The 25,223-nt window shown below is 68.4% G+C and carries 25 protein-coding genes and 1 tRNA gene; 4 read left to right on the top strand and 22 right to left on the bottom strand.

Features of this window, described 5'->3' with window-relative positions; all coding sequences use genetic code 11:
• Positions 1 to 43: 43 nt before the first annotated feature.
• A complete protein-coding gene (locus ACFQY2_RS08260; protein WP_378745262.1) occupies positions 44 to 670 on the bottom strand; it encodes a GNAT family N-acetyltransferase in 627 nt (208 codons plus the stop codon).
• Positions 667 to 1,356: a phosphatase PAP2 family protein gene (locus ACFQY2_RS08255; protein ID WP_378745261.1), complete on the bottom strand. Its 690-nt coding sequence runs from the start codon at positions 1,354 to 1,356 to the stop codon at positions 667 to 669. The genes ACFQY2_RS08260 and ACFQY2_RS08255 overlap by 4 nt, the downstream gene beginning before the upstream one ends.
• 62 nt (positions 1,357 to 1,418) lie before the next feature.
• Here ACFQY2_RS08255 and ACFQY2_RS08250 point away from each other — a divergent pair, with 62 nt between their 5' ends.
• A complete protein-coding gene (locus tag ACFQY2_RS08250; RefSeq protein ID WP_378745260.1) occupies positions 1,419 to 1,754 on the top strand; it encodes a cupin domain-containing protein in 336 nt (111 codons plus the stop codon).
• Between the two features lie 33 nt (positions 1,755 to 1,787).
• Here the strand turns inward: ACFQY2_RS08250 and ACFQY2_RS08245 are convergent, their stop codons facing one another.
• The 6 genes from ACFQY2_RS08245 to ACFQY2_RS08220 form a co-directional block, all read right to left on the bottom strand.
• A complete protein-coding gene (locus ACFQY2_RS08245) occupies positions 1,788 to 3,104 on the bottom strand; it encodes a multidrug effflux MFS transporter (protein WP_378746142.1) in 1,317 nt (438 codons plus the stop codon).
• A 226-nt stretch (positions 3,105 to 3,330) separates the two neighbouring features.
• Complete coding sequence (locus ACFQY2_RS08240; protein WP_378745259.1) at positions 3,331 to 4,488, bottom strand: cystathionine gamma-synthase; 1,158 nt, start codon at positions 4,486 to 4,488, stop codon at positions 3,331 to 3,333.
• A 108-nt stretch (positions 4,489 to 4,596) separates the two neighbouring features.
• Complete coding sequence (locus tag ACFQY2_RS08235; protein WP_378745258.1) at positions 4,597 to 5,991, bottom strand: cystathionine beta-synthase; 1,395 nt, start codon at positions 5,989 to 5,991, stop codon at positions 4,597 to 4,599.
• Positions 5,992 to 6,095: 104 nt separating this feature from the next.
• Positions 6,096 to 7,064, bottom strand: a complete 969-nt coding sequence (locus ACFQY2_RS08230; protein WP_378745256.1) for a carbohydrate ABC transporter permease — start codon at positions 7,062 to 7,064, stop codon at positions 6,096 to 6,098.
• Positions 7,064 to 8,404, bottom strand: coding sequence for a carbohydrate ABC transporter permease (locus ACFQY2_RS08225; RefSeq protein ID WP_378745255.1), 1,341 nt, complete (start codon positions 8,402 to 8,404; stop codon positions 7,064 to 7,066). Before ACFQY2_RS08225 ends, ACFQY2_RS08230 begins: the two co-directional genes overlap by 1 nt.
• Positions 8,405 to 8,550: 146 nt before the next feature.
• Positions 8,551 to 9,882, bottom strand: coding sequence for an ABC transporter substrate-binding protein (locus ACFQY2_RS08220; protein ID WP_378745254.1), 1,332 nt, complete (start codon positions 9,880 to 9,882; stop codon positions 8,551 to 8,553).
• 248 nt (positions 9,883 to 10,130) lie between these two features.
• Here ACFQY2_RS08220 and ACFQY2_RS08215 point away from each other — a divergent pair, with 248 nt between their 5' ends.
• Positions 10,131 to 11,138, top strand: a complete 1,008-nt coding sequence (locus tag ACFQY2_RS08215) for a LacI family DNA-binding transcriptional regulator (protein ID WP_378745252.1) — start codon at positions 10,131 to 10,133, stop codon at positions 11,136 to 11,138.
• 127 nt (positions 11,139 to 11,265) lie between these two features.
• Here the strand turns inward: ACFQY2_RS08215 and rplL are convergent, their stop codons facing one another.
• Both rplL and rplJ read right to left on the bottom strand, forming a co-directional pair.
• Complete coding sequence (gene rplL / locus ACFQY2_RS08210) at positions 11,266 to 11,646, bottom strand: 50S ribosomal protein L7/L12 (RefSeq protein WP_378745251.1); 381 nt, start codon at positions 11,644 to 11,646, stop codon at positions 11,266 to 11,268.
• A gap of 48 nt (positions 11,647 to 11,694) precedes the next feature.
• Entirely contained in the window at positions 11,695 to 12,183 is a 489-nt protein-coding gene (gene rplJ / locus ACFQY2_RS08205) for a 50S ribosomal protein L10 (RefSeq protein ID WP_378745250.1), read from the bottom strand.
• 334 nt (positions 12,184 to 12,517) lie between these two features.
• Here rplJ and ACFQY2_RS08200 point away from each other — a divergent pair, with 334 nt between their 5' ends.
• On the top strand, positions 12,518 to 13,195 hold the full coding sequence (locus ACFQY2_RS08200) for a YqaJ viral recombinase family protein (RefSeq protein ID WP_378745249.1): 678 nt from the start codon (positions 12,518 to 12,520) through the stop codon (positions 13,193 to 13,195).
• Between the two features lie 7 nt (positions 13,196 to 13,202).
• Here the strand turns inward: ACFQY2_RS08200 and ACFQY2_RS08195 are convergent, their stop codons facing one another.
• Complete coding sequence (locus ACFQY2_RS08195; RefSeq protein ID WP_378745247.1) at positions 13,203 to 14,087, bottom strand: LysR family transcriptional regulator ArgP; 885 nt, start codon at positions 14,085 to 14,087, stop codon at positions 13,203 to 13,205.
• Positions 14,088 to 14,157: 70 nt separating this feature from the next.
• Between ACFQY2_RS08195 and ACFQY2_RS08190 the strand changes: the two genes are divergently transcribed.
• Complete coding sequence (locus tag ACFQY2_RS08190) at positions 14,158 to 14,859, top strand: LysE/ArgO family amino acid transporter (protein ID WP_378745246.1); 702 nt, start codon at positions 14,158 to 14,160, stop codon at positions 14,857 to 14,859.
• Position 14,860: 1 nt separating this feature from the next.
• On the opposite strand, the gene ACFQY2_RS08185 is transcribed toward ACFQY2_RS08190, so the two are convergent.
• From ACFQY2_RS08185 to ACFQY2_RS08135, 11 genes are all read right to left on the bottom strand, one after another.
• Positions 14,861 to 15,646, bottom strand: a complete 786-nt coding sequence (locus tag ACFQY2_RS08185) for an amino acid ABC transporter ATP-binding protein (protein WP_378745245.1) — start codon at positions 15,644 to 15,646, stop codon at positions 14,861 to 14,863.
• Positions 15,633 to 16,295 (bottom strand): amino acid ABC transporter permease, encoded by a 663-nt coding sequence (locus ACFQY2_RS08180; RefSeq protein ID WP_378745244.1) that lies wholly within the window; start codon positions 16,293 to 16,295, stop codon positions 15,633 to 15,635. The genes ACFQY2_RS08185 and ACFQY2_RS08180 overlap by 14 nt, the downstream gene beginning before the upstream one ends.
• Positions 16,296 to 16,307: 12 nt before the next feature.
• Entirely contained in the window at positions 16,308 to 17,117 is an 810-nt protein-coding gene (locus ACFQY2_RS08175) for an amino acid ABC transporter substrate-binding protein (RefSeq protein ID WP_378745243.1), read from the bottom strand.
• Positions 17,118 to 17,328: 211 nt separating this feature from the next.
• On the bottom strand, positions 17,329 to 18,018 hold the full coding sequence (rplA, locus tag ACFQY2_RS08170; protein ID WP_378745242.1) for a 50S ribosomal protein L1: 690 nt from the start codon (positions 18,016 to 18,018) through the stop codon (positions 17,329 to 17,331).
• Positions 18,019 to 18,029: 11 nt separating this feature from the next.
• A complete protein-coding gene (rplK, locus tag ACFQY2_RS08165) occupies positions 18,030 to 18,461 on the bottom strand; it encodes a 50S ribosomal protein L11 (protein ID WP_378745240.1) in 432 nt (143 codons plus the stop codon).
• A gap of 341 nt (positions 18,462 to 18,802) precedes the next feature.
• Positions 18,803 to 19,861, bottom strand: coding sequence for a transcription termination/antitermination protein NusG (gene nusG / locus ACFQY2_RS08160; RefSeq protein ID WP_378745239.1), 1,059 nt, complete (start codon positions 19,859 to 19,861; stop codon positions 18,803 to 18,805).
• 42 nt (positions 19,862 to 19,903) lie between these two features.
• Entirely contained in the window at positions 19,904 to 20,173 is a 270-nt protein-coding gene (secE, locus tag ACFQY2_RS08155) for a preprotein translocase subunit SecE (RefSeq protein ID WP_378745238.1), read from the bottom strand.
• Positions 20,174 to 20,214: 41 nt separating this feature from the next.
• Positions 20,215 to 20,287 (bottom strand) — tRNA-Trp (locus tag ACFQY2_RS08150).
• Between the two features lie 149 nt (positions 20,288 to 20,436).
• The gene (gene poxB / locus ACFQY2_RS08145; RefSeq protein ID WP_378745237.1) at positions 20,437 to 22,161 is read right to left on the bottom strand and encodes a ubiquinone-dependent pyruvate dehydrogenase; all 1,725 of its coding nucleotides are present in this window, start codon (positions 22,159 to 22,161) and stop codon (positions 20,437 to 20,439) included.
• 129 nt (positions 22,162 to 22,290) lie between these two features.
• Positions 22,291 to 23,652, bottom strand: a complete 1,362-nt coding sequence (locus ACFQY2_RS08140) for an NAD-dependent succinate-semialdehyde dehydrogenase (protein ID WP_378745236.1) — start codon at positions 23,650 to 23,652, stop codon at positions 22,291 to 22,293.
• 57 nt (positions 23,653 to 23,709) lie between these two features.
• Complete coding sequence (locus tag ACFQY2_RS08135) at positions 23,710 to 25,182, bottom strand: NAD-dependent succinate-semialdehyde dehydrogenase (RefSeq protein WP_378745235.1); 1,473 nt, start codon at positions 25,180 to 25,182, stop codon at positions 23,710 to 23,712.
• Between the last annotated feature and the right edge of the window lie 41 nt (positions 25,183 to 25,223).

Below are 25,223 nucleotides of genomic sequence, written 5' to 3'. Positions count from 1 at the left end.
CCCGGAGCGAAGACTCCACGCCTGAGAGGACCAGCGGGCGAGGTCAGTCGAACCGCACGCCGTACATGGTGGTGTCGGGGCCCGAATCGAGGCGATGCATCCCGATCCGTTCGTAGAAGGCACCGGCGCCGGTGTTCTGCGGATTCATACCGAGGTGCAGGCCGGGCACGCCCCGGCGTCGCAGCTCGGCGAACAGGGTTTCGATCAGCCGGCGGCCGAGTCCCTGTCCCTGCGTCTCGGGCAGCAGGTCGATGTGAAGGTGCGCCGGGTAGTGCGCCGCGTGCGGCTCGCGCCCGGGGGCGCGTCTGTCGGCGTAGTCGATGATGCCGTCCTGCCGGGTCGGCTCGGTCTCGCCCGACCGGGGGTATCGGGCCGCGACGCGCGGCCACCACTCATCGCGGAACCAGGCCTCGAAGGCCTCGGTGTCGTCGGTCGAGACGACGTAGCCGATCGTGCGGCCGTCGGGAGATTCCACGACCCAGGCGAGATCCGGATGCCGCTCCACGTACGGCACGGCGAAGATGTCGCCCCACAGGCGGTCGTCCTCGAAGAGACCGGTCGCATCCGCTCCGGCGTCCGCCGTCTTCACGCACACGTCGTACATCGCCTCCCGGTCGGAGGGACGGTAAGGGCGGATGCGGGACGCACCCGCCGCGGACGTGTCGGTCATGACAGCCCCTTCGTTCTCGGGCCGGGTTCTGACGGACCTGACGGGCCGGACTCGTCCGGGCCGGGGACGAGCTGCTCGAACCCGGGCAGCCGCGCCCAGCGCCCGAGCACCGCCGCCACCAGCATCGCCGCCGCGGCGCCGACGAGTATCGCCCCGATCGTGTCCGTGAGCCAGTGCACGCTGAGGATCGTGCGCGACAGCGCCATCACCACGGTCCAGATGATCCCCGCGATCACGACCCACCATCGCCGGAACACGATGATCAGGACCGCCGCGATGGTCGCCGCATTGGCGGTGTGCCCCGACGGGAAGGACCCGAAATCCGATGCCACCAGAAGGTCTTCCGGCCGTGATCGGCCGAAGATCTCCTTGATCAGCTGCGTGAGGCCGACGCTCACCACGAACGCCGCGGCGGCGTACACCGCCGCTCTCCACCGGCGCAGCGCCAGCAGCAGCCCGATGATCAGCAGTGGCACGACCAGGATCGCGTTCCAGCCGCCGCCGATGATGTTCAGCGCGTAGGCGATCGTCAGCATCCAGGGCTGCCTGATCTGCCCCATCAGTCGGTTCCAACTCGGATCCAGGCCTTCGACGGCCCCACCGAAGAGCACCACGATCACCCAGCCCAGGACGACGGCGCCGGCCAGCAGTGCGCCGCCGGAGATCAGCATCCGAGTTCGCGTCATCGTCCCATTCTGCCTGCCGACGATCCGTCCGCGGCGCACCCGGCCGGGGATACGCTCGGATCATGAGCTTCGCCACCTCTCACCTGCTGCTCGCGGCCTCGGCCGCAGACCTCGTCGCCGCGCATCCGGTCGAGGAGGGCCGTGTGCGTCCCCATCGCACCCTCGACGGAGACGGCTTCAAGATCCGCACCCTGGTCATGGACGCCGGCACGGTGCTGCGCGAGCACCGGGCTCCTGTGCCGATCCTGGTGACCGTGGTCTCCGGACGCATCCTGTTCCGCGTCGCCGGAGTCGAGTACGACCTCAGCGCCGGCGGGACGATCCAGGTCACCGCATCGGAACCCCACGAGCTCGAGGCTCTGGAGCCGTCCCACGTGCTGCTCACCTTGATGGGCTGACGCGCTCCGCCGGCCGACCGCGCGTCCGAAGCATCAGGGTGCGAGCATCGCGACCGTGCGCGGGCGCACGATCAGCCACAGCGCGAGGATCGCGATCACCGCGCACCCGACCATCACGATCGCCATGGTCGTCGCGGTGATCCCCGAACCGGCCGAGATCAGACCCACCGCGGGCGAGATCACCGCCGCGATGCCGTTGTTGCAGGCGCCGAGAACGGATGCCGCCGTGCCGGCCGCCTTGCCGTGCCGATCGAGCGCCAGCACCTGCACGCAGGGGAACGTGAATCCGCACGCGGTCATGAACAGCCACAGCGGGATGACGGTGCCCCAGAAGCCCGCGCCGACCTGGTCGCAGACGATGATGGTCGCACCGGAGATCAGCAGCATCCCGGTGGAGAACGCCATCACCCACTGCGGTCCGAAGCGCGCGGCAAGACGCGAGGCGGCCTGCACGCCGCCCACCACGCCGAGGGAGTTCGCTGCGAACAGCAGTCCGTATTGCTGGGGGTTCAGGCCGTGCGTCTGCTGGAAGAGGAACGGCGACGCCGACAGATAGGAGAACAATCCCGAGAACGTCATGCCGCCGATCACCAGCACGCCGACGAAGACCCGGTCGGAGAACACGCTGCGGTACCGCTGCAGCACGGTGCTCGATCCCGGCTCCTGCCGTCGCGCCTTCGGCAGCGTCTCGGGGATCAGCGTGGATGCCGCGATGAGCATGACCAGTCCGTACGCGGCGAGCACGACGAAGATGCCCCGCCAGGGCATGACCGCAAGCAGCGCGGAGCCGGCGATCGGAGCGACCACCGGTGCCACGCCCGAGACCAGCGCCAGGCGGGACAGCATGCCGACCAGGCGCCTGCCGCCGAACAGGTCGCGCACGATCGCCATGGCCACGACACCGCCCGCTGCGGCCCCGATCCCCATGACCACGCGCGCGACGCCGAGCAGGATCAGGTCGGGTGCGAGGGCGGCGGCGATGCTGGCCAGCACGTGCAGCGCGGTGACGGCGATCAGCGGCACACGCCGGCCGATCTTGTCGCTGAGCGGCCCGACGACGAGCTGACCGAGGGCGAACCCGATCATCGTGCCGGTCAGCGTCAGCTGGATCATGGCCGCCGACGTCGCGAAGTCCTCTTCGAGCTGCGGAAAGGCAGGCAGGTACAGGTCGATCGTGAACGGGCCGAGGGCGGTGAGGGCGCCCAGCACGATGATGTACAGCACCCGGCGTGCGTGGGAGATCGCATCGCCGGGGTGGAGGACGATCGGGGCCGTGGCCGGGTCCGCGCCCAGGGTGCGGATGGCTCCGGTCGGGGTGGAGGTGCGGATGGTTCCGGTGATGGCGCGGATGCTGCCGGTGGGAGTGCGTTCGTCGCTCACTGAGGGCTTTCGAGAGAAGAGCGGATACCGCGCCGAAACGATTCGACGCAGGAGAAGTCTTCCATGCTACTCGACCCCGACGATCGCTCTCGTCCGCCGAGAAACCACATTCCGCATGAGACGCACGTGCGCCCGTGGTTTCTCTTGACGGAAGTGGTTTCTCGCGAAACGGGGTCGATTGCGGCAGCCCCCGGACCTACGACGCGGCGACGCGCGCGAGACCTTCCTCCAGATCGGCGATCAGATCCGAGACGTCCTCGATGCCCACCGACAGGCGCACCACGTTATCCGGCACGGCGAGGGCCGTGCCGCGCACGGACGCGTGCGTCATCTCCGGCGGATAGCCGATCAGCGACTCCACGCCGCCCAGCGATTCGGCCAGCTGGAACAGCGAGGTCGATTCGGCCAGCGCACGGGCGGCCGCGGCGCCGTCGGCGAGGCCGAGCGACAGCATCCCGCCGAACCCGCTCATCTGCCGCGCGGCGATCTCATGTCCCGGATGCGCGGGCAGACCCGGGTAGTACACCGTGGAGAACTCGGCGCGCGACGCCGCCCATTCGGCGATGGCCTGGGCGTTCTCGCTGTGCTGACGCACACGGACGGAGAGGGTCTTGATGCCGCGGGTGGTGAGCCACGCGTCCAGCGGGGCAGAGACCGCTCCGACCGCGAACTGCTGAAAGCCCACCGCCTCCGCGAAGCGGTCGTCCGCCAGCACCACCGCGCCGCCGAGCACATCGGAGTGGCCGCCGAGGTACTTCGTCGTGGAGTGCACGACGACATCCGCTCCCAGAGCCAGCGGCTGCTGCAGCGCAGGAGACGCGAACGTGTTGTCCACGACGAGCACGGCGCCGGCCGCGTGAGCGATCTCGGCGACCCCGGCGATGTCGACGATCTTCAGCAGCGGGTTGCTGGGCGTCTCCAGCCAGATCACCTTCGTCTGCGGCCGGAGCGCCTGACGAACGGCATCCGGATCCTGCAGTTCGACGGTGGTCGTCTCGATCCCCCACGGCGCCAGCACCTTCGTCAGCAGACGGTACGTGCCGCCGTACACGTCGTTGCCCAGCAGCACGTGGTCGCCCGGGCGCAGGATGCCGCGCAGCAGAGCGTCCTCGGCGGCGAGGCCCGACGAGAACGACAGCGCCGACGCACCGCCCTCCAGTGCGGCGAGCTGGGTCTCCAGCGATGAGCGGGTCGGATTGCCGGCGCGGTTGTACTCGTACCCGCCGCGGAAGCCGCCGATGCCGTCCTGCACGTGCGTGGAGGACTGGTAGATCGGCGGGATGATCGCTCCCGTCGTCGGATCGGCATCCTGGCCGGCGTGGATGGCACGGGTGGCGAAGGCGTGGTCGGTCATGACACTCCTCGAAGGTCGGCGGATGGTGCGGCGGTCCGTCCACGCTACGCCGAGCGGGGCCGGCATCCGGCATCCTGTTACGTCGCGAGACCCTTGCGCACCGTGGGCTCAGTGGGCGAGATAGCCGATCAGATCCTGCCGGGTGAGCACCGTGTGCGGTCGGCCGTCCATCGTGACCAGCAGGGCGTCGGCCCCGGCGAGCGCGGCGCGAGCCTGGGCGACGGAGTCGTGGATGCCGATGAGCGGCAGCCGCTCCCCCACGTGCGCGCCGACGGGATCCGTGGGCTTCGCGTCCCCGCGGAACAGCAAGTCGAGCAGCCCCTTCTCATCGACCGCACCGGTCACCTCGCCCATCATCACCGGCGGCTCCACGCTGAGCACCACCAGCTGCGAGACCGCATACTCGGCCATGATGCCGATCGCCTCCAGCACCGTCTCATCGGGGTGCGTGTGCACCAGCGCGGGGATCGCACGACCGGTCTGCTGCTTCTGCCTGATGATCGTGTCGCGAGCGGCGAGCACGTCGGCCACGGTCTCCTCCGCCTCGACGTCGCTGAAACCGTAGGAGCGCATCCACGAGTCGTTGAAGATCTTGCCCAGGTAGCCGCGCCCGCCGTCGGGCAGCAGCACCACCATCACGGCATCCGCGGGCAGGTGCCGGGCGGCGCGCAGTGCTCCCACCACCGCCATGCCGCTGGAGCCGCCGACGAGGATGCCCTCCTCGCGTGCCAGTCGCCGCGTCATCGCGAAGGCCTCGGCATCCGTCACCGCGATGATCTCATGCGGCACCTGCGGGTCGTACGCACCCGGCCAGATGTCCTCCCCCACGCCCTCCACCAGGTAGGGGCGACCGGTGCCGCCGCTGTAGACGCTGCCCTCGGGGTCCACGCCGATCACGCGCACCCGGTCTTCCGACGCCTCACGCAGGAAGCGGCCGGTGCCGGTGATGGTCCCGCCGGTGCCGACACCCGCGACGAAGTGGGTGAGACGGCCGTCGGTGTCGCGCCAGATCTCCGGGCCCGTGGTCTCGTAGTGGCTGCGCGGACCGTTCGGGTTCTCGTACTGGTTCGGCTTGAAGGCTCCGGGGATCTCACGGGCGAGCCGGTCGCTGACGCTGTAATACGACTCGGGACTGTCTGCGGGGACGGAAGTCGGCGTCACGACCACCTCGGCGCCGTAGGCGCGCAGCACGTCGATCTTGTCGTCGCCGACCTTGTCGGGCACGACGAACACGCACCGATAGCCGCGCTGCTGCGCGACCAGTGCCAGGCCGACCCCGGTGTTGCCGCTGGTGGGCTCGACGATGGTGCCGCCCGGTTTCAGGGCCCCGGATGCCTCCGCCGCGTCGATGATGCGGGTCGCGATGCGGTCCTTGGCGGAGCCGCCGGGGTTCAGGTATTCGAGCTTGACCAGCACGGTGCAGGCGATGCCGTCGGTCACCGTGCTGAGCCTGACCAGGGGGGTGTCGCCGATCAGGTCGACGATGTTCTCCGCGTAGCGCATGGGTCTCAGGCTAGATGTGCGGATGGCGGATGCGGAGAGTGTTTCAGCATCCGGCCCTTCGACAGGCTCAGGGACCACCCTGGGTCGCTGAGCCTGTCGAAACGTCAGCCCTTCGTCGCGCCGGCGAGCAGGCCGCGGACGAAGAAGCGCTGCAGCGCGAAGAACACGATCAGCGGGACGATGATCGAGATGAACGTTCCCGCCGACTGCAGGAACCACCTGTTGCCCCACGTGCCCGACAGGGAGTTGAGGGCCTGGGTGATCGGCAGCGCACCGGGCGAGGCGAAGATCGTCGCGACCAGCAGATCGTTCCAGACCCACAGGAACTGGAAGATGCCGAACGACGCGATCGCCGGCATCGCCAGCGGCAGGATGATGCGGAAGAACACCTGGCCGTGGCCGGCGCCGTCCACCCGAGCGGCTTCGACGATGTCGCCGGGGATCTCGGAGATGAAGTTGTGCAGCATGAACGTCGCCAGCGGCAGGGCGAAGATCGCGTGCGCGATCCACACGCGGGCGAAGCTGAATTCCAGATCGTTCAGCGTGAAGCCAGGGAAGACCGTCACGTCGCCGATCGTCAGTCCGCTGGAGAACAGGCTCAGCAGCGGCACCAGAGCCATCTGCAGCGGGACGATCTGCAGCGCGAACACGAACACGAACAGCAGGTTGCGACCCTTGAAGTCGATCCAGGCGAACGCGTACGCGGCGAGCGATGCGATCACGATCGGGAACACGGTGGCGGGGATCGTGATCGCCAGGGAGTTCACGAACGCCACGGCCAGCGTGGTGGACGTGCCGCCTGCGTTCAGCGCCTCCACGTAGTTGTCGAGCGTGAACTCCGGGTCGGTGAAGGCGGTCCACCATCCGGTCGACTGCGTGTCGGCGCCGGGGCGGAACGAGGTGACGAACAGCCCGAAGGTGGGAATCGTCCAGAAGAACGCGATGATCACTGCGGCGATCGTCGCCCCCTTGGAGGTGAGCTTCTTGTGGGCGATCGCCTCGGTACGGCGGGTGTCGCGGGCGACCTGGGCCTTGGTCCGGGTATCCCTCACGACGGCTTCGGTGGCGGTCATCAGCGGATCTCCCTCTGCTTGGTCATCGATCGGGCGTTGTAGATGATCAGCGGCAGCACGAAGATGAACAGCACGACGGCGAGCGCCGACGAGTGCCCGTAGCTCTGGAAGCGCTGCTGCTGGTTGACCATCTCGAAGCCCAGCACGCTGGTGTCGTCGCGTCCGCCGGTCATCACGGCGACGATGTCATAGACCTTCAGCGACATGATCGTGATGGTCGTGAGGACCACGATCAGCGACGAACGGATCCCGGGAACGGTCACGTTGGTGAAGCGCTGCCAGGCGTTCGTGCCGTCCAGCTCGGCGGCCTCGATCTGCTCGACCGGGACGGCCTTGATCGCGGCCGAGAGGATCACCATCGCGAAACCGGTCTGGGTCCAGATGAAGACGATCAGCAGCATGAAGGTGTTGATGAGCGGCTTGACCGCGAGCCAGTTGACCGGGTCACCCCCGAACATGGTCACGAGGGCGTTCAGCAGACCGAGCTGGTCGCCCTGGCGGTAGTCGTACATGAACTTCCAGATGATGCCGGCACCTACGAACGAGATCGCGACGGGCATGAAGACGAGAACCTTCAGCACCTTCTCGCCGCGCGCCTTGTCGATGAAGACGGCGTAGGCGAGACCGAACGCCACCGAGATCGTCGGCGCCAGCAGCGCCCAGATGAGGGTGTTGATGACGGATGACGAGCCGACCGGGTTCGTGAAGACCCAGATGTAGTTCTCCAGACCGACGAAGTCGGTGCCGGTCTTGTCGAAGAACGATTTCGCGAAGGTCGCGATGGCCGGGTAGATCAGCCCGAGCAGCAGCATGATCGCGGCGGGCGCCATGAACAGGATCAGCTGGAACAGGTAGCCGGCGCCCTGTCGGGAGCGGTAGTCGGCGAAGAACAGCAGTGCGCCGGAGAGCAGCGCGATGCCCACCACGTACAGCACGGCATTGGAGTACGGGCGCAGCAGCATGAAGGCGAGCACGGGGATCACCAGGCAGGCGACCAGCCGCATGTAGAAATAGCCCTTGCCCGGGCGGGGAGCGAACTCGATGAGCACCAGCACGATCGTGACGACGAGGCCGAAGGCCACCAGTACGACGGGGATCTGCAGCAGCGGATGCATGTTGCCGAGCCACATGAAGAACGTGTTCAGCGAGAGGGGGCCCAGTGCGATGCGGGCCGGATCCTCCACGGGAGCGGAGAAGATCAACAGGAAGAGCAGGGCCGCGATGAGCACGAACCCCGCGACGACGAGGATACGCGTGAGCGCGCGCCCCTTCGGGTCGGAGCCGTGCGTGGTCCGCGGCAGTTCAGTCGTCTCGGTATCCTCGACGATCACTTGCGACATGGGTTCCCCTTCTGGGTACGGCACCGGTCACACCCGGTGCAGCTGGGCCGTCGCGTCCACGGCCCGGGAGGTGATGCGGGTGCGGGGTCGAGCCGTGGCCCGACCCCGCACCTGTCAGCAGGTAGCGCTCAGACTAGCGCTGCCGGTCAGTTCTCGTAACCGGCCTGAATGTTGCTCAGCACCTCATCGGTGGGCTTGCCGTCGATCCAGTCGACCATGCCCTTCCAGAACGACCCGGAGCCCACCGTCGACGGCATCAGGTCGGATGCGTCGAAGCGGAAGGTCGTGGAGTCATCCTGCATGATGTCCATGGCCTCCTTGAGGAACTCGCTGGAAGCGAGGCTCGAGTCCGCCTTCTTGTTGGCCGAGAGCACGCCGCCGAGTTCGACGCGGGCATCTGCGAACTCCGGAGATGCCATGAACTCGAGAACCTTCACGGTGGACGGGTCGTCGTTGAAGCCGGCGACGAACTCTCCGCCGCCCTCGACCTGGAGCTCGCCCGCGGTCTCGCCCGGCATGAGGAACGCGTACACGTCACCGTCGGGGCCGACCTCAGGGGTCTCGCCGTCGGCGTTCTTCACATCCAGGAAGTTCGCCGAGAGGAAGGACGCCTGGTGCGTCAGCGCGCAGCTGCCGTCGGCGACCTTGGCCGCGACGTCGCCGAACGCGGTCGAGTTGATGCTCTTCACATCGCCGAAGCCGGCGTTGACGTAGTCCGGGTTGAGCAGGATCGATCCGACGGCATCGAAGGCCTTCTTGATCTCGGGGTCGGTGAACTTCACGTCGCCGTCGATCCACTTGTCGTAGACCTCAGGGCCGGACTGACGCAGGACCAGGTCCTCGATCCAGTCGGTGCCGGGCCAGCCCGACGCGGCCTCCGACGAGAATCCGGCGCACCACGGCGCCTGACCGGTCTTCTCGCGGATGGTCTCGGTGAGCGTCATCATCTCGTCCCAGGTCTGGGGAGCCTCGACGCCCCACTCCTTGAAGCTCGCGGGCGAGTACCAGACGTAGCCCTTCAGGTTCGCCAGCATCGGAGCCGCGTAGAAGGTGTCGTCGAAGGTGCCGTACTTCTTCCAGTCGGCGGACCAGTTCTCGTCGACGGCCTTGGACACGCCGTCCGGTGCGGCCTGGACCTTGCCGGTCTCGACGAGCGTCTTCAGCAGACCCGGCTGGGGAACGATCGCGATGTCGGGGGCGTCGCCACCGGTCACCTTGGTGACGATGTTGCCCTCGAAAGCCTTGTCGCCCGTGTACTCGACCTTGATGCCGGTGTCCTTCTCGAAGGCGTCGAACGACTTGTTGAGGTCATCGGCCTCGATGCCGGTGATGCCGCCGGAGATGCGGACGGTCGCCTTCCCTTCGGAACCGCCGTCCCCGCCGCCGGGTGCCGCCTCCGCGCAACCGGTCAGGGCGATCGCAGCCGCACTGACCAGGGCGAGGGGAGCGAGCAGGCGGTATCGCTGTGACAGAGCCATGTGTTTTCTCCTCTTCGGGTGGATCCCGGCTCCTCGCCGGACCGCGATATCCGCCGTCGGTGAGGAACCGATTCCAGGACAACCTACTTGCCCCGGGCGCCGCCACACAACGCCACGCAGCCACATCTTCACAACCGTTGTGGAGACGTGATGCGATTTGTGGGAGCGCTCCCAGATCGTATCGTCTGGAACCGGTTCCCTTCGACTTGCGATCCCGATACGCTTTCGATTGCCCGACCGGAGGAATGATGAGCACGATCGCCGATGTCGCCGCGCGCGCCGGCGTCTCCAAGGCCACGGCCAGCCGCGCCCTCAGCGGCGGCGGCTATGTCGCGGAGGACACCAGGAAGCGCGTGCGCGCGGCGGCTGCGGAGCTGTCGTACGTCGCGCATTCCTCGGCGATGAGCCTGGCCACCGGCCGATCCCTGTCGGTCGGCGTGATCATGCCCTCCCTGCACCGCTGGTACTTCGCGGAGCTGCTCAGCGGCGTCCAGGAGGGCCTGCTGGCATCCGGCCACGATCTGGTCCTCTACGGCGTGCGGGAGGAATCGGCCGAGCGCGACAGGCTCTTCGAAGAGGTGCTCCCCGCCCGCCGCCTGGACGGCATCATCGGCGTCGGCATCCAGCCACGCGCCGACGAGCTGGAGCGCCTGGTGCGCGTCGGTTCGCCGTTGGTGTGCGTGGGCGCCTACAGCCAGGGCGTCAGCGCCGTCTCGATCGACGACGAGGGTGCCGCCCGCATCGCGACCGAGCATCTGATCGACCTCGGCCACCGTGACATCGCCTTCCTCGGCGGACGCGAGGATGCCGCCACGCACGCCTTCGGCGACGGCCTGCGTCTCGCGGGGTATCGTGCGGCGATGGCGAGCGCCGGTCTCGACGCGCACATCCGTCACGCCGACGGCAGCGCGACCATCCCGGGCGGATATCAGGCGGCGGTGCGGATGCTGGGTGACCGGCAGAACCGTCCGACCGCGTTCGTCGCCGTGTGCGATGAGGCCGCGATCGGTGGCGTCGTCGCGGCCCGCAGGCTGGGACTGTCCGTGCCGTCGGAGCTCAGCATCGTGGGCATCGACGACCACGAACAGGCGGAGATGTTCACCCTGACCACGGTCAGACAGCAGCCGCGCGCCCAGGGCGTGTCCGCTGTGCAGCTGCTGATGGCGCGGATGGCGGACCCGGATGCCGAGCCCGTGCGGCGGGTGCTGCCGTCGGAGCTCATCATGCGCGCCTCGACGGCGGTGCCGCGGGGCTAGAGCGTGCGTGCGGCGGATCAGCATCCGAGGACGTCCGACCACCTGTACCCGCGGCGGGAATTCACGCCGGACACGACAGAAGGCCCCGGGACGGATCCCGAGGCCTTCTGCACGCAGTGACGCGTGATTACTTGAGGGTGACCGTGGCGCCGGCGGCCTCGAGGGCCTCCTTGGCCTTCTCTGCGGCCTCCTTGTTGGCGCCCTCGAGGACGGCCTTCGGAGCACCGTCGACGACGGCCTTGGCCTCGCCGAGACCCAGCGAGGTGAGCTCGCGGACGGTCTTGATGACCTGGATCTTCTTGTCGCCAGCAGCCTCGAGGATGACGTCGAACGAGTCCTTCTCCTCCTCGGCCTCGGCAGCGCCGGCACCGGCAGCGCCGGCGACGGCGACGGGTGCGGCAGCGGTGACGTCGAACTTCTCCTCGAACGCCTTCACGAACTCGCTGAGCTCGACAAGGGTGAGACCGGAGAACTGCTCCAGCAGTTCCTCAGTGGTGAGCTTCGCCATGATTTATCTCCTAATGAATGGGGTTTGTCGGGGAGGAACGCCGGTCGCTCACGCGGCCTCGGCGGTCTCCAGCTTTTCGCGAAGAGCGTCGATGGTGGCGGCAGCCTTGCCCATCGTCGCCTTCATCATGCCCGCAGCCTTCGCCAGCAGAACCTCACGGCTCTCGAGCGAGGCGTACTTGTTGACCTCGTCGGCGTCGAGGGACTTGCCCTCGAAGACACCGCCCTTGATCACGAGAAGCGGGTTGGCCTTGGCGAAGTCACGCAGAGCCTTGGCAGTGGCGACGAAGTCACCGTGCACGAACGCGACGGCCGACGGACCCTTGAGGTCGTCGTCCAGCGTCGTGATCCCCGCGTTGTTCGCGGCGATCTTGGTCAGCGTGTTCTTCACCACGGCGTATTCCGCGTCCTGACGGATGTCGTTGCGCAGCTGCTTGAGCTGTGCAACCGTCAGACCGCGGTACTCGGTCAGCAGGACGGCGTTCGAGCTCTCGAAAGACTTCGTGAGCTCGGCAACCGTTGCATCCTTCTGCGCCATGGTCACTCCTTACGTGTACGGATGTCACGCGGCTGCGTGACATCGGCCTCGACCACCGCCGCGGCAACAAAAAAGCTCCGGCGCAAGCGCACGGAGCATGTTTCTCGGGAGAGAATCTCTATGACACCTGCGCGGGCCCCTGCTGAGCAGAGCTTCGATCTTCGTGTTCGCACACGACGATGACCGGCGGTCTTCGGTTGCCCCCACTCTACGGCATCCCGCGCCGCCTCCCAAATCGACGAGAGGGGGCGCAGGAGCGGGGACGGAAGAGGCGGATGACGGCGAGCGGCGTGTACGGGAGGACGGTGCGGGGCGGCGGGGTTATGGTCGATGGGTGACCCCGGAACTGGCAGCGCGCATCATCGCGGATTCCAGCGACCGCGTCGCCTGGCTCCGTGCCCGCGCCCGAGGGATCACCGCCACCGACGTCGCCGGGCTGTCCGGCGAAGCCTCGATCGCCCGCGCGGCGGACGCCAAGCTGGGCCACGGCCCCCGCTTCGGCGGCAACGCCTACACCGATCACGGACGCCGCCGCGAACCCGAGATCGCGGCATGGGTGGCAGCGACCCACGGCATCCTGCCCTCCTCGGCCCTCTTCTGCGCCGAGATCGAGAAGCGCCACCTGGCGACCCCCGACGGCGTCTGCGTCGACGACGGCGGACGCGTCCTGCTCGCCGAGATCAAGACGACCAACAAGTCCTGGCGCACGATCCCCCGCACCTATCTGCGTCAGGTCTGGTGGCAGCAGCACGTGCTCGGGGCCGAACGGACACTGTTCGTCTGGGAGGAGCATGTCGACTTCCAGCCGATCCATGACGAACCCCGGAGCGTGTGGATCGACCGCGACGAGAAGCAGATCGGCCGTCTGGTCGGCCTGGCCAATCGCCTGATCGACGAGCTCTACCACCGCACCACCGGCGAGCAGCCGCCGTCCCGCGCGCCGCTCGCCCCCGCTGGACGCACCTCGCTGCGCGAGCGCGACATGTTCCGCGCCCTGGCACTCTCGGACTGACCCGCGTTCAGAGCGGGGCGAGCACTCGACGCGCCTCGGCTGCGACCTCTTCCGCGATCGCGTCCAGCAGCGGTGAGCGCAGATTCCACTGCTGCCAGTACAGCGGCACACGCGTGGGCGGGCCGCCGAGCTCGACGAGGTCGCCCGTGGCCTGGGGAGCCGGAATGAGCCCCCAGCCCAGGCCCAGCCGCACCGCCTCGGAGAAATCGTGGGAGGCGGGCACGTAGTGCCGCGGCACCGACCAGGGATCCACGCCCCGTGCTCGCAGCCAGTCGTGCTGCAGCGTGTCGCGACGATCGAAGTCCACGAACGGGGCGTCGCGCAGCGCGGCATCCGTCACCCCCGGGGCGAACCAGCGCGTCATGTACTCGGGCGCGGCCATGGCCCGGTACTCGAGCACGCCGAGCAGAGTGACCACGCTGCCGCCGACCGGAGCGGACTCGCTCGTCACCGCGGCCATCACCTCGCCCGACTCCAGAAGTCTGGCGGTGTAGTTCTGGTCATCCCGGTGCAGGTCGACGTCGACCGGATGCTGACGAGCCACACGTGCGATGGGAGCGAGGAACCAGGTGGCCATCGAGTCGGCGTTGACGGCGAGCGGCACCCGGATGCGGCGGTCCGGCTCCTCTCCGGCGGCGGCGCCGAACGCGGCGACCGCATCGTGCTCCAGCAGCTCGACCTGTCGCGCCAGGCGGACGAGCGCCTCGCCGGCCTCGGTCGCGCGCACCGGACGTGAGCGCACGACCACCACCCGTCCCAGCTGCCGCTCGACGGCCTTGATGCGCTGACTCACCGCCGAAGGCGTCACGTTCAGCCGGCGGGCGGCCGCATCGAAGCTCCCCTCGTCCACGGCCGCGGCGACGGTGGCGGCGAGCTGGGCATCGATCCTCACATAAGCGATGCTAATGCACCTGCAGTTCTCTTCGCTGGCGCTCATGCTTCCGCCGCTCTAGCGTGAACATGTGCTCACCTTCCTCGCCGGGCTCGGACTCGGACTGTCGCTCATCGTCGCCATCGGCGCTCAGAACGTCTTCGTGCTGCGCCAGGGCCTGCGGCGCGAGCACGTGCTCGCCGTCGTCGTGATCTGCGCTCTCTCGGACGCCGTCCTGATCGTCGCGGGTGTCGCCGGCCTCGGCTTCCTGGTCGAACAGGCACCCTGGCTGGTCATCGCCGCCCGCTGGGCCGGCGCGCTGTTCCTGCTCGCCTACGGGCTGCTGGCGGCGCGTCGCGCCTGGCGCAGCGGGAGCGGCCTGCAGGCGGACGGGACCACTCCGCCCGTCGGCGCATCCTCGGCCACCCGGCCCGACGAGGATGCCCTCGCGTCGGCGTCGATCACCGGCACGATCGCACGGGTCGCCCCGAAGACGCGACTCGTGCCGGTCATCGCCACGGTGCTCGCTCTCACGTGGCTCAACCCGCACGTCTACCTCGACACGGTGCTGATGCTCGGCTCGGTCGCGTCCACGCACGGCGAGGGGCGCTGGATCTTCGCCGCCGGGGCGGTGCTCGCCAGCTGCCTGTGGTTCACCGGTCTGGGCTTCGGCGCCAGGCACCTCGGCCGCTGGCTGCGCACGCCGGCGGCATGGCGCGTGCTCGACGCCGGTATCGCGGTCGTCATGATCGTACTCGCGATCGGTCTCGTCCTGCCGGTCCTCGTGGGGTGACTCAGGCTCCGTCGAGCGGACGCAGGATGCGCGTGAGGAACTTCTGCGTGCGCTGATGCCGGGGAGCGCCGAAGAGCTGCGCGGGCGGCCCCTCCTCCACGACCGCGCCGTGATCCATGAACAGCACCCGATCCGCCGCCTCGCGTGCGAAACCGAGCTCGTGCGTGGCCACCACCATGCTCCACCCCTCGTCGGCGAGCTCCTTGATCACGAGCAGCACCTCACCGACGAGCTCGGGGTCCAGCGCACTGGTCGGCTCGTCGAACAGCAGCAGGTCAGGGCGCAGGGCGAGGGCCCGGACGATGCCGACGCGCTGCTGCTGACCACCGGAGAGCTGGTGAGGTCGGGCGTCTTCCTTCCCTGCGAGTCCGACCCGCTCCAGCAGCTGCCGCGCGGCGGCGACGGCCTCCGCCTTCGGGCGGCCCTGCACCCGCCACGGCCCTTCGATGACGTTCTCGAGCACGGTGAAATGCGGGAACAGGTTGTGGTGCTGGAAGACCATCGCCGAACGGTCGCGCAACGCGAACCGCTGCTGGGCGGACACGCGACCGGCGAAGTCGATCTCGAGCCCGCCGTCGACGGCGATCGTCCCGGCGTCCGGCGTCTCCAGCCCGTTCAGCGAGCGCAGCAGCGTCGTCTTGCCCGAGCCGCTCGGGCCGATGAGCACGACGACCTCGCCGCGGTGGAGGGTCAGATCGATCCCGCGGAGCACCTCGTTGGCTCCGAAGCTCTTGTGCAGCTGCGACGCCGCCAGCAGCGGCCCGTCCGACGGGTCAGTTCGAGACACGACTGTCCAGCCTCCTCTCCAGGGCGCTCTGCCCCGTGGCGAGCACCAGGCAGATCACCCAGTACACCAGTGCCGCGGTGAGGTACACCACCATCACCTGATAGGACGATGCCGCGATCTGCTGCGACACGCGGAACAGCTCCGTGACCAGGATCGTCGAGGTGAGCGAGGTGTCCTTCACCAGCGAGATGAACGTGTTGGACAGCGGTGGCACCGATACCCGGGCGGCCTGCGGCAGGATGATCCGCGTGAGCGTGCGGGTGCGGTTCATGCCGACCGTGTAGGCCGCCTCCCACTGTCCCTTCGGCACGGACAGGATGGCGGCCCGCACGACCTCGGCGCCGTATCCCCCGACGTTCAACGACAGGGCGACGATCGCGCTCGGCCAGGGATCGATGACGATTCCGACCGCCGGCATCCCGTAGAAGATCACGAACAGCTGCACGAGCAGCGGCGTCCCCCGGATCACGGAGACGTAGAACCGCGCGATGCCGGACACGACGCGCCGGGTCGAGATCCGCATCAGCGCCACTCCCACGGCGATGGCGAGGCCCACGACGAACGAGGCCAGCGCGAGCGGGATGGTGCCCAGCACACCGCCCAGGGCGATGGGCCCGAGGGAGTTCAGGAAGAGCTGCCAGGCATCCATCGTCGTCGCGTCCTACTCGGTGACGTCCGCGCCGAAGTACTTCTCGCTGATCTTCGCGAGAGTGCCGTCGGTCCGCAGTTCCTCGAGCGCGCCGTCGACCGCGTCGACGAGCGCCTGCTTGTCCTTGGTGAAGGCGAACGCCTGCGCGCCGGCCTCGTCGGTCTCCGCGGCGATCTTCAGACCGGTGGGGCCGTCGGTGGTCTCGTAGTCGAGGAAGGTGAGCTTGTCGTTGATCGTGGCGTCCACGCGGCCCTGACGCAGGAGGGCGACAGCCTGCGCCCAGCCGTCGACGGCCTCGACCTTGGCGCCGGACTCGACAGCGAGATCGTTCCAGTTGCTGGTCAGCGACTGCGCGGTGGTCTTGCCCGCCAGATCGTCGAACGAGGTGATCGAGTCGTCATCGTCGGCGACCACGATCACACCGGGCGAGACCGTGTACGGAGCGCTGAAGAGGTACTTCGCCGAGCGCTCGTCGTTGATCGTGACCTGGTTGGCGATGACGTCGAATCGGCCCGCATCGAGACCGGCGAAGATCGCATCCCACTGCGTCTCCTGGAAGGTGACCTTGAGTCCCAGCTCGTCGGCGACGGCCTGGATGACCTCCACGTCGAAGCCGGTGAGATCGCCTGTGCCGCCGTTGGCATGGAAGCTGAACGGCCGGTACGTGCCCTCCGTGGCGACCGTGAGCGTGCCGTCGGAGACCAGCCCGTAGTCGGGCCCCGCGTCGGCCGAGTCGTCCGCCGGTGCGGTTGCACCGCCGCATCCGGTGAGAGCTGCGGCGGCGATGGCCAATGCGGCGACGGTGATGAGACGACGGGACATGCGGGTACCCTCCTGGGGTGATATGAGTGCGCGGTGGTTCACTGCGCGGTCCTGTGGGTGCGGGATGCTGCGGTGCGCGGACCCCCATCCACCGTACGCTCCGCAGGATGGGATTCTCCCCCGCGTGTCGCGGGGTTGCGGCGGGCGGCCGCACCGAGCAGAAGACCCCCGCACGCGAGCCGTGCGGGGGTCCTCCGGATGAGCCTCAGACTCAGATGACGTGGACGTCCAGCGGGATGCCGGGGCCGAACGTGGTCGAGACGACACCCTTCTGGATGTAACGGCCCTTCGCGCTCGACGGCTTCAGACGCACGATCTCCTCGAGCGCCGCGCCGATGTTCTCGTCCAGCTGCTCGGCCGAGAACGAGGCCTTGCCCACGATGAAGTGGACGTTGGCGTGCTTGTCGACACGGAACTCGATCTTTCCGCCCTTGATCTCCTCGACGGCCTTGGCAGGGTTCGGAGTCACGGTGCCGGTCTTCGGGTTCGGCATCAGACCGCGCGGTCCGAGCACCTTGCCGAGACGGCCGACCTGGCCCATGAGCTCAGGGGTCGACACGGCGGCGTCGAAGTCGGTCCAGCCGCCGGCGACCTTCTCGATCAGCTCGGCGCTGCCGACCTCGTCGGCGCCTGCGGCGATGGCCGCCTCAGCAGCCGGGCCGTTGGCGAACACGATGACGCGGGCGGTCTTGCCGGTGCCGTGCGGGAGCATGACGGTGCCGCGCACCATCTGGTCCGCCTTGCGGGGGTCGACGGCGAGCTTGAGCGCGACCTCGACGGTCGAGTCGAGCTTCGTCGAGCCGGTCTCCTTCGCGAGGGCGACGGCCTCGGCGGGAGTGTAGAAACGGTCTGCCTCGATCTTCGCGACGGCAGCCTGGTATGCCTTGGACTTGGTAGCCATTGTTATCTCCCTCAGCCCTCGACCGTGATGCCCATGGAGCGGGCGGTTCCGGCGACGATCTTCGACGCGGCGTCGATGTCGTTCGCGTTCAGGTCGGCCTGCTTCTGCTCGGCGATCTGACGGACCTGCTCTGCCGTGATCTTCGCGACCTTGACGGTGTGCGGAGTGGCGGAGCCCTTGCTGACGCCTGCTGCCTTCTTGATCAGCTCAGCAGCCGGCGGGGTCTTCAGGATGAACGTGAAGCTGCGGTCCTCGTAGACGGTGATCTCGACGGGGATGACGTTGCCGCGCTGCGACTCGGTCGCGGCGTTGTACGCCTTGCAGAACTCCATGATGTTGACGCCGTGCTGACCGAGCGCAGGGCCGATCGGCGGCGCCGGGTTGGCTGCACCGGCGTTGATCTGAAGCTTGATCAGGCCGGTCACCTTCTTCTTGGGTGCCATTCTCTTTCCTTTCATCGAGCGGATGCCGGGGGCATCCCTCTCCCGCTTCCTCAGCGTCTCCGAGGCGCGGTGACGTTCGTGCTCGCGCACAAACCATGTAAGTCTACCCGATCCCAGCCGAGCTCCGCGCGCGCCCACCGCCTCGCCCGGGTGACGCACCGCGTGCCGCTCCGTCATCCACTGGCGTGCCGGCGAGGAGCCGGATGCCGGTCATGCGGCCCCATGACCGGCATCCGGCTCCTCTCCTCGCGTCTCGGGCGCGGTCGCGGCGCTGGAGCGGGCGCGTGTCGGACGACGAAGCCCCGCCCGGAATCCGGACGGGGCTTCGGACGACCTGATGCTCAGAGCATCTTGGTGACCTGTTCGAACGACAGCTCGACCGGGGTCTCGCGCTCGAAGAGCGAGACCAGAACGGTGAGCTTGCCGGCGGCGGCGTTGATCTCGCTGATCGTGCCGGGAAGACCCGCGAACGAGCCCTCCTTGATGGTGATGGTCTCGCCGACCTCGAAGTCGATCTCCGCGGCCATCGGACGCGCGACGGCGACGCCGCCCTTCGCCGCGATGGACTTCGCGGTCGGGACGTCCTTGACCTCGACGAGAGCCTTCAGCATGTTGAAGGCCTCTTCGAAGCGCAGCGGGGTCGGGTTGTGGGCGTTGCCCACGAAGCCGGTGACGCCCGGGGTGTGTCGCACGACCGACCAGGTGTCCTCGTTGAGCTCCATGCGCACGAGCACGTAGCCGGGGATGCGCACCCGCGTGACCATCTTGCGCTGGCCGTTCTTGATCTCGACGACGTCCTCCATCGGGACCTCGACCTGATAGATGTCGTCCTCGACCTCGAGCGTCGACTTGCGCTGCTCGATGTTGGCCTTCACCTTGCGCTCGAATCCGGCGTAGGAGTGGATCACGTACCACTTGCCTGGCAGCATCCGCAGGTCCATCCGGAAGGCCTCGTACGGGTCCTCCTCGGTCGGGTCCTGGCCGGCGTCCTCGGCGGGCGTCTCGTCGTCGCCGACGGGCGTCTCGTCGTCGCCGTTCACGTCGGGACCGTCGTAGGGGGTGACTTCTTCCGCTGCGGCGGCCTGCGCCTCGGCGGTGTCCTCCGCCACAGCGTCGTTGAGGACCTCGGCGGCTGCCTGTGATTCAGCCGCTTCGTCCAGGTTGAGAGCGTCGTTCACGATCGCGTCCGCCTCCGGGTCTTCGATTTCGATGTCGTTCGTGTCGTCTTCGTACTCTTCGTCGGAGCCGTCTTCGTCCTCGACATGCAGGGCGACGTGCTCGGCGGACGAGGAGGACTTCTCCTGCTCGGCGAGGATGTTGCCCTCCTGGGCCTCGTCCTCTTCACTGGACTGCTCAGCGGCTGTCGCCCAGTCGGCATCGTCGGAATATCGTTCAGACACGTTGGTTCTTTCCGTTCACTGCGACCGTCAGTCGCGGGTGCGTCAGCTGCCGGGAACCCCGAACACGAGGTGGCTCACGTAGCCGAAGAGCGAGTCGAGGCCGTACACCAGGCCCATCACGATCACCACGAACACCAGCACAACGACGGTGAACTTGATGAGCTCCTTGCGGGTCGGCGTGATGACCTTGCGCAGTTCGCTGATCACCTGACGGAGGAACAGCACGATGCGACCGAAGAAGCCGAGCTGCTTGTCACGCAGGGAGTACGAGCCTGCTGCGACGATATCGCCGCGAACGTCGTCCTGATCCATCGTGCAAGCACCTTTCGTGAGTCAGCCTGTGTGCTGACGCGCAGGGCGGACAGGAATCGAACCTGCAACCTGCGGTTTTGGAGACCGCTGCTCTGCCAATTGAGCTACCGCCCTAGAGACCGGATGGCCTCTGGGTCCGCATTCCCCTGCGCCGGTGAGGGCACGGTGAAGGATGCAGACAACTGCCCCTCAAGTGTACGGCATCCGATCCGTCCGGCCGAACCGATGCGACTCCCGCGTGAGTCGCATCGGCTGCGACGGGCTCAGAAGAGCTGCCGCCAGTTCGCGCGGGCCAGGTCCAGCAGTTCGTCGCCGCGCCCGGACATGACCGTGCGGATGGCGTAGAGCGCGAAGCCCTTCACCTGCTCCGCCGTGATCGCCGGCGGCATGGACAGCTCCTGACGCTCGGTGACGACGTCCAGCAGCGCGGGGCCCTCGTGCGCGAGCACCTCGGCCACGGCATCCGGCAGGTCCTCCGAGCGCTCCACCCGGCGCGCGAAGATCCCGAGCGCCTGCGCCACAGCTGCGAAATCGGGGTTGTGCAGATCGGTGCCGTAGGTGACGAACCCGGCGGCCTTCATCTCCAGCTCCACGAAGTTGAGGGAGGAGTTGTTCACGACGATCGTCTTCACCGGCAGGTCGTTCTGGGTGATCGTGATGAGCTCGCCGAGCATCATCGCCAGTCCGCCGTCGCCGGCGAGCGCGATCACCTGCTGATCGGGGCGGGCCACCTGCGCGCCGATCGCGTGCATGATGGCATTGGCCATGGAGCCGTGGTTGAACGAGCCGATCAGCCGGCGCTTCTCCGTCATGGTGAAGTACCGCGCCGCCCACACCGTGGGCGATCCGACATCCGCCGTGAAGATGGCGTCGGATGCCGCCGCCTCGTCGATGAGCCGCGCGAGGTACTGCGGGTGGATCGGCGCCTTGCCGCGCGCCGGCACCGCCAGGTCGTCGAGCTTGGCGCGGGTCTTGCGGTAGTGCTCGGTGGCGTCGTCCAGGTGGGAGCGGTTCGTCTTCTCCTTCAGGCGCGGCAGAAGGGCGTCCGTCGTCGCCCGCACGTCCCCGACCAGGCCGAGGTCGAGCGGATGCCGCTTGCCCAGCTGTTCGCCCCTGATGTCGACCTGGATGGTGGTCGCGCCGTCGGGATAGAACTGGGTGTACGGGAAGTCGGAGCCGAGGATGAGCACCGCGTCGGCGTCGTCCATGGCACGGAAGCCGGAGGCGAAGCCCAGCAGACCTGTCATGCCGACGTCGAACGGGTTGTCGTACTCGATGAACTCCTTGCCGCGCAGCGCATGCACGACGGGTGCGGCGAGCCTGTCCGCCAGGGCGATCACCTCGTCGTGGGCGCCTTCGACACCGGCGCCGGCGAGGATCGTCACCTTCTTCGCGGCGTTGAGCAGAGTGGCGGCCTGGTCGAGCTCCGCACCGCTGGGGATGACGACCGAACGCGTGCGCGGGATGACGACGGCGCGGTCGTCGGCGATCTCGGCGAGCGCGACGTCGCCGGGGATGACGAGCACGGCGACGCCGCGCTTCTCGATGGCCGCCCGCATGGCGATCTCCATCAGGCGCGGCATCTGCACCGGGTCGGCGACGTACTCGACGTAGACGCTGGACTCGCGGAACAGCTCCTGCGGGTGCGTCTCCTGGAAGTAGCCCGTGCCGATCTCGACGGTCGGGATGTGCGCGGCGATCGCCAGTACGGGCACGCGCGAGCGGTTCGCGTCGTACAGACCGTTGATGAGGTGCAGGTTGCCCGGCCCGCAGGACCCGGCGACCACGGCGAGCTCGCCGGTCAGCGCGGCATCCGCCGCCGCGGCGAACGCCGCCGACTCCTCGTGCCGCACGTGCACCCAGCGGATCCCGCCGTCCTTGCGGAGCGCGTCGGTGAAGCCGTTCAGAGAATCGCCCGGGATGCCGTAGATCCGGTCGATCCCATTGGCGCGCAGGGCGTGGACCATGTTCTCAGCGACAGTGACCATGGGTCGAGCCTATGCCCGCCCACGGGCGCGGGGGCCGGAGCGCTGGACACCGTCGGCGCTCCCCCGTTTCCGGCACGGCGGGGGCGGCGGCTCCTGCGGGGTCGCCGGCCGCAGGAGCACGCCCCGCCGTCAGCCCCTGCGGATGAGCTTCTTGTTGACGAACTCGTCGGCGGCCAGCAGACCCAGCTCCCGCGAGGTGCCGCTGCGCTTGACACCGCCGAACGGCAGCTCGGGGCTGTCGGCGAGCACGAGGTTCACATAGACCATTCCCGCCTCGATGCCGTCGGCGACGCGTTCGGCCTGCTCGGGGTCCGTGGTGAAGACGTACGAGCCCAGGCCGAAGGACGTGTCGTTGGCGAGCGCCACCGCGGCATCCTCGTCGGCCACCCGGTAGACGACGGCGGCGGGACCGAACAGCTCCTCGCGGTACACGTCCATCTCCGGCGTGACGTCGGCGAGCACGGTCGGGGCGAAGAAAGTCCCCTCGCGAGTGCCGCCGATCAGCAGCGTCGCGCCCTGCGCGAGCGCGGTGTCGATCTGCTCCTGCAGGCGCGCGGCGGCCGCCTCGGACGAGAGCGGCCCGAGCACGGTGTCCTCCCGCGTCGGATCCGAGGCCGACACGGCCGACAGTGCCGCGGTGAACCTCGTCACGAACTCGTCGTACAGCCCGTCGATCAGGATGAAGCGCTTCGCGCCGTTGCAGGACTGCCCGTTGTTGTCCAGGCGCGCGTCGACGGCGCTCTGCACGACGGCATCCAGATCGTCGGCGGAGAGCACGATGAACGGGTCGGATCCACCCAGCTCCAGGGCGACCTTCTTCAGGTTGCGTCCGGCGACCTCCGCGACGGCCGCGCCCGCGCGCTCGGATCCGGTCACCGAGACACCGTGCACGCGGGGGTCGGCGATGATGCTCGCCGCCTGCTCGTTCGTGGCGTACACGTTGACGTACCCGCCGTCGGGAAGGCCCGCGTCGCGGTAGATCGCCTCCAGCGCTGCGGCCGATTCCGGGCACTGCGGCGCGTGCTTGAGGATGATCGTGTTGCCGATGGCCAGGTTCGGCGCCGCGAAGCGGGCCACCTGATAGGCCGGGAAGTTCCACGGCATGATCCCGAGCAGCGCACCCAGCGGAGCACGGCGCACGACTGCCGTGCCGTCCCCGAGGATGTCCAGCGGCTGGTCGGCGGTGATCCTGTCGATGTTGTCGGCGTAGAACTCGATGATGTCGGCGGCGAACTCCACCTCGCCGACGGCAGCGGCGATCGGCTTGCCCATCTCGCGGACGATGATCGCGCCGAGCTCGTCCTTGCGCGAGCGGTGCAGCTCGGCGATGCGGCGGATGACGATGGCACGGTCGGCGGGTGCGGTCCTCCCCCAGGTGACGGCCGCCGACGACGCCAGCGCGACGGCATCCTCGATCTGGGATTGCGTGAACGTGTCGTACGTGGCGAGGGTCTCGCCGGTGGCCGGGTTGATGACGGCGTAGTCGGTCATGTCGGTTCCTCTCTCATGCCGGCCACGGGCCGGCCCCTCTCACGCGGCGGTGCGCGATCAGGAGTTGGGGATCAGGGTGTACTTGGTGAACAGGTACTCGTGGATTCCCTCGGCGCCGCCCTCGCGGCCGATGCCGGACTGCTTGACACCGCCGAACGGTGCGGCCGCATTCGAGACGACGCCGATGTTGAGTCCCATCATGCCGGTCTCGAGCGCGTCGATCATGCGGTGCCCGCGACCGAGGTCCTCGGTGAAGACGTACGAGACCAGCCCGTACTCGGTGTCGTTGGCCAGGCGCACGGCCTCCGCCTCGTCGGCGAAGGTCGCGATGGCCAGGACGGGTCCGAAGATCTCCTCGCGCAGGATGTCGCTGCCGGCCACCACGTCGGTGATGACGGTCGGCTCGTAGAAGGTGCCGGCGCCCTCGAGCGCATTGCCCCCGGCGAGCAGCCGGGCGCCGCGCTCGACCGCGTCGCCGACGAGCTGCTGCGCCTTCGCGACGGCGTCCTCGTCGATCAGCGGCCCGATGGTCACACCGTCCTCGGTGCCCCGGCCGATCTTCATCCCGTTCACGCGCTCGGTCACCCGGCGCGCGAACTCCTCCGCGACCGCTTCGTGGACGATGAAACGGTTCGCAGCCGTGCACGCCTGTCCGATGTTGCGGAACTTCGCCATCATGGCCCCGTCGACGGCCTTGTCGAGATCCGCGTCCTCGAACACGACGAAGGGTGCGTTGCCGCCCAGCTCCATCGACACGCGCAGGATGCCGTCCGCGGCCTGCGCGATGAGCTTGCGGCCCACCTCGGTCGAGCCGGTGAACGACAGCTTGCGCAGCCGGGGGTCGGCGATGATCGGCGCCGACAAGGCACTGGAACGCGCGGTCTGGACCACGTTGACCACGCCGGCGGGCAGTCCCGCCTCCTCCAGCAGCTTCGCGAAGAACACGGTGGTCAGCGGCGTCAGTGCCGGCGGCTTGATCACGACCGTGCAGCCGGCGGCGAGCGCCGGCGCGATCTTGCGCGTCGCCATCGCGAAGGGGAAGTTCCAGGGGGTGATGAAGAACGAGGGGCCGACCGGACGCTGGGAGACGACCATGCGGCCGGTGCCCTCGGGATTGCTGCCGTAGCGGCCGTCGATGCGCACCGCCTCCTCGCTGAACCAGCGCAGGAACTCGCCGCCGTAGACGACCTCGCCTCGCGACTCCGCCAGCGGTTTGCCCATCTCGAGCGTCATGAGCAGCGCCAGATCCTCCTTGTGCGCCTGCACGAGGTCGAAGGCGCGGCGCAGGATGTCGCTGCGAGTGCGGGGGGCGGTGGCGGCCCACTCCTGCTGGGCGGCCACGGCGGCGTCGAGGGCACGGATGCCGTCGGCCGGCGTCGCGTCTGCGATGGAGGCGATCACGTCGCCCGTGGAGGGGTCGCGCACATCGAAGGTGCGCCCCTCCTCGGCGTCGATCCACTTTCCGCCGATGAAGAGGCCGCCGGGCACGCGTGCCAGCAGCTCCTGCTCGTTCGATGCGATGGTGCTCATGTTTCGTCTCGATTCTGGAGAGGTTGCGTCGTGCGGGGAGG

This window comes from Microbacterium sp. GCM10027623, from assembly GCF_042666935.1.
GTDB lineage: Bacteria > Actinomycetota > Actinomycetes > Actinomycetales > Microbacteriaceae > Microbacterium.
Note: the sequence above shows the minus strand (reverse complement) of the source record. Positions and strands in the feature narration are given on the sequence as shown.